Source organism: Endozoicomonas sp. ALC013, assembly GCF_049310205.1.
In the GTDB taxonomy this organism is placed as follows: domain Bacteria; phylum Pseudomonadota; class Gammaproteobacteria; order Pseudomonadales; family Endozoicomonadaceae; genus Endozoicomonas.
Window position 1 is genome coordinate 1 of the sequence record NZ_JBLYNS010000251.1, and the last position, 4,029, is coordinate 4,029.

At 47.4% G+C, this 4,029-nt stretch carries 3 protein-coding genes; 2 read left to right on the forward strand and 1 reads right to left on the reverse strand.

What is annotated here, in order from left to right; genetic code table 11:
* Window positions 1-483: 483 nt before the first annotated feature.
* Window positions 484-1,065, reverse strand: coding sequence for a superoxide dismutase [Fe] (sodB, locus tag ACO6V1_RS22690; protein WP_422450512.1), 582 nt, complete (start codon window positions 1,063-1,065; stop codon window positions 484-486).
* A 297-nt stretch (window positions 1,066-1,362) separates the two neighbouring features.
* Here sodB and ACO6V1_RS22695 point away from each other — a divergent pair, with 297 nt between their 5' ends.
* Window positions 1,363-2,169: a hypothetical protein gene (locus tag ACO6V1_RS22695; protein WP_422468745.1), complete on the forward strand. Its 807-nt coding sequence runs from the start codon at window positions 1,363-1,365 to the stop codon at window positions 2,167-2,169.
* Between the two features lie 382 nt (window positions 2,170-2,551).
* A partial coding sequence (locus tag ACO6V1_RS22700; RefSeq protein ID WP_422468747.1) for a hypothetical protein occupies window positions 2,552-4,029 on the forward strand: 1,478 nt, incomplete at its 3' end.

The following is a 4,029-nucleotide window of genomic DNA, read 5'->3' on the forward strand; positions in this document are numbered from 1 at the left end:
TCTATTTCTATCCAAACCTGCAAAGCCAAGGTCGCTCTGCTCTTAATGCGTAGGCTATGGTTGGAAATACAGGCTCCTGGCAGCATTCTCAGGTTGGCCAGATTCCCGGTACGGCAGCATTGAAAATCAGGGTTTCACAATTAAGGTGATTCGTCGTCAAAGGCCAGGAGTAAGATTGCCGGGAGCAGAGTGTTTCTGGTTACCGTGTAATGAAGGCGCTTCAGTGATGAAAAGTCCGGGGATATAGTCTGAGCCAGAGCCAGTGCCACGACCTTGCTTTTCCCGAGTGGAATATTTTCTTTCCGATCTGGAATTAAGGAAAGTTGCTATTATCTCTTTTTAGTATTTTAGATACCGCCTGATAAGCGTTCTTATCAGGCGGTATAGACTCCTGTCTCGGAAATATTTCCTAACTCAACAGGTTTATTTGCCAATTAGTCAGGTTTGTTTCCCAACTTAATTGGGTATCTGACAGTTGACTGATCAAGCCGCAAAGTTAGCCGCAACAAATTCCCAGTTCACCAGGGCCCAGAAGCCTTTCAGGTAGTCTGGGCGCACGTTACGGTAGTCGATGTAGTAAGCGTGCTCCCACAGGTCGCAGGTCAGCAGAGGCTTCTGGTCGCCAGTGATTGGTGTACCGGCGTTGCTGGTGTTGACGATTTCCAGGGAACCGTCGGTGTTTTTTACCAGCCAGGTCCAGGAGGAACCAAAGTTGTTAACGGCCATGTCAGAGAATTTGGCAACAAACTCATCATAAGAGCCAAAGGCTTTGTCGATAGCTGCTGCCAGTTCACCGGAAGGCTTGTCGCCACCATTGGGGCTCAGGCAGTTCCAGTAGAAGGTGTGGTTCCATACCTGGGCAGCGTTGTTAAAGATGCCGCCTTCAGACGTCTTGATGATCTCTTCCAGGCTCTTGTTTTCCAGCTCGGTGCCTTCAACCAGACCGTTCAGTTTGACCACGTAAGTGTGGTGATGTTTGCCGTAATGGTAATCCAGAGTTTCCTTGGAGATATGTGGTTCAAGGGCATTGCGCTCGTAGGGCAGCTCAGGCAGTTGAAAAGCCATTTGTGTTCTCCCGCTGTGGTTGGAATAGTATTGGTTTCGTTCAGAGACCTGATTTTTCGCAAAGCGATAGTAGCACCGTGGCTACTACGAATCCATGTGGGATGTATCTTGAGGTTTGCCGCAGAAATTTCAAGCCCAACTCACTCCTTTACGTTGAATAAAAAGGTTGGGGGCAGGATTTCTTTCTTTTACAATAGTTCCTCATTTGTTCAGAACAATCAGGAGCCGGGAACACCGTTTCGTCCGAGTCTAATAAATACACAAATTGATCGGTGTTTTTGATGGAAAGCAGTGAGTATGCAAGAGGATAACAAGATTTATCAGTCAAACCAGGACTTATCCATAACCGCTGACCAGCGTCCTTCCAGGCACCGTTCCACAGGCTTCGGGCCAAAAAGTTTCAGTAAATCCGCAGCCAACGGTAAAAGCAGCGGTGCGGGCTATCTGGTCTCGGGTGTTCTGTTTGTGCTTCTGGCTGGTGTTACTGCTGGCGGTTACTGGCAGGTGACTGAGTTGCAGAAGGCCCTGAAGGAGACCCGGCAGGAGCTTCAGGCAACCCGGGATCAACTGGGGCTGGTGACCGGGCAGGTTTCTCAAACCGGTGAGTCCATTAACCAGAGTGACTCCATCTTCCGCTCAGAACTTAAAGAAGTGAACTCTGAAATTCGCAAGCTCTGGGATGTTGCTAACAAAAGAAACCGTCAGTGGATTAATGAGAATAAAGATAAGATTGACCAGGGGGCGAAGAAAGTAGACCTTGCTGTCAAACAGTTTGATGCGGCTAAAAAGTCCTCCGAGCAGGCGGTCTCAAAGCTGAATGAGCTGGACCAGGTCATTAAGGCTGTGACCACTGAGCAGCTGGTTGCCAATTCGGATATGGTTAGCCGTGTTGAAGCACTGAAAGCTGAAATTGATGGCTTAAAGAGCACTTTATCTGCACAGCAGAGTGTCGAGCAGCAAATAAAAGCCTCTGCGCAAACCCAGGATGAACTCAGTAAAAAGCTGGGCGCTTTCCAGAGCCAGGTCTCCCTGCGGTTGCAACAGCTGGAAAACACCCTGCGGGATCTTGGAAATCCGAAAGAGAAGGGGCTGACAATTCAGTAGTGGTTAGCTACTTAATGCCCTGGAAAGAAAAAGGCGGTGAGCATGGACAGTTTTGGTTTATTTGTCAGGCTGCCAACCACCGCAGGACTGCATGGATGCAGGTACCAGGGCAATCTATTTTCAGACTAGTCAAAAAAATGTACTGAATGGATTTTTAAAAGGTTGTTGTTTGAGAATTTAAAAAAAACTGTTCAATCTGTTCGGTTTTATTGATAACTGTTCTGAGTTTTCATTTAAAGACTAAATAAGCCCTTCTATTCTGCTAGCCTGAAATTAAATAAGTGTAATCATGGATTAATCAGACTCCAGCAACCGGATCTGATGATGTTTTTCAACTGATTGCCTGCTGATAGTTAAGGACAACAAACAGTCAGGACAGGTTATGAGTAATGTCAATGGGCCAAGAGGAACCAGCTTTTCAACACTGCCAGAACTCCTCCGGGGTGATCATCAGGAAACTGATAAGGATAAAGGTGATATAAGCGCTAAACCCCCTAGATATATCCAGTCTGACTTGAGACGTCCAGATCATTCAAGCACACCATTTCGTGCCAGAAGTATTCGCTCGGTTCCTGTTCTTGATATAAAAATCAGGGGATTGCTAAAGTCTGATCATTTTCGGGATGTGGAAAAAGCATTAAACAGTGGTGGTGATATAAAGGCTGACGGTCGAAATCTACAGTTAGATCGGGATGAAGTTAAGAACATATTAATAGATATTCAAACCAAGTCAGCAAAAAAAGAAGTCGATCTGGATGCTGATTTCTCAGTAAAGCTGAAAAACCACCTGAATGATCTTAAAAGAGTGGATCTAAGCAGCCCAAAAGAGCTTGCACAAATCATTGTTTCATCAATGGATGATATCCGGGATTGGCATTTTAACGCAGGCTACGACAAAACGTTAATCACAGGCAAACAACTGATTGATTCTGAAGGAAAGCTTAGAGATATACTCAGCAATTACAGTGTTGGAAATCCGGGTGTAACAAAGCAAGAAATTATAGCTCCAGCCAGGGGTGAAGTATCAGGTGATGAGTCGCACCCTGAGACTCCTGCTTCAGCGGATGGCCAGACAGCATCAGCTGAGCGCAGCGGCACCGTGACCAGACCGGATGGTGAGAAAACATCGGCCGTAATCAGTGACGATGCCTTGATCGCGACAAATGGGCATGAAGTGCCTGTGGTGACCAATAAGGCCAAAGATGAAGGTGGGGAATCAGGTTATAGGTCTGACGTTACTTCTTCTGTATCTCCAGTTGATAAAAGAACTGAAACCAGTTCAACGTCTTCAGCGCGGCGAGCGTCCACAACAGGCACTCAAACCTTACCGGTTTCTGATTCACCCGGGCCGATCTCTGAAGAGACTGGAAAAAGTCCGGATGTGAATGAAACCAGGAAATCAGTTGATAGTTCTAGTGTTGCTTCTCTTTTGCCCTCAACTGGCCAGGGAGCTGAAACCAGTCCTACGTCCATAGCGCGGCGTTCGTCCACTACTGGCACTCAGACCTTACCGGTTGCTGAGTCAGACGGGCCGATGCCTGAAGGTACGGGGAAAAGTCCGGTTGTGAATGAAACCGGGAAATCAGGTGATGGTTCTGACGTTGCTTCTCTCTTATCTCCCGTTGACCAGGGAACTGCAACCAGTCCAACCTCCGAAGCGCGGCGTACGTCCACTACAGGCACTCAGACTTTACCGGTTCCTGATCGCTCACCCGGGGCGATCTCTAAAGGGACTGGAACCAGTCCGGTTGGGGATAAAGCTGAAAAATCAGACGAAGGTTCTGACGTTGCCTCTCTTTTATCTCCAGTTGACCAGGAAATTAAAACCAGTCCAGCGTCCGAAGCACCGGGGGCGTTCAT